The organism is Pseudomonas sp. PME37.24/025, from assembly GCF_055556615.1.
Genome location: NZ_JBVHNK010000331.1, coordinates 1 through 259, shown reverse-complemented (window position 1 = coordinate 259; position 259 = coordinate 1). Strand labels below are relative to the sequence as shown.

1 protein-coding gene is annotated in these 259 nt (G+C 67.6%); it reads right to left on the bottom strand.

Features of this window, described 5'->3' with window-relative positions:
* Nucleotides 1-259 (bottom strand): methyl-accepting chemotaxis protein (locus ACZ3HH_RS30590; RefSeq protein WP_465810405.1); only part of this gene is annotated, 259 nt, incomplete at both ends.

Below are 259 nucleotides of genomic sequence, written 5' to 3'. Positions count from 1 at the left end.
CGAGCTTGCGCACTTCCGAAGCCACGACCGCGAAGCCCTTGCCGTGCTCGCCGGCGCGGGCGGCTTCCACGGCCGCATTCAGCGCGAGGAGATCGGTCTGGCGTGCGATCTCCTGCACGATCGAGATCTTCTCGGCGATGGTGCGCATCGCGTTGACCGCGCGGGTGACCGCTTCGCCGCTCGTCTCGGCGTCCTTGGAGGACTGACGGGCGATCTTCTCGGTCTGGGCCGCGTTGTCGGCGTTCTGCTTGATGTTGGC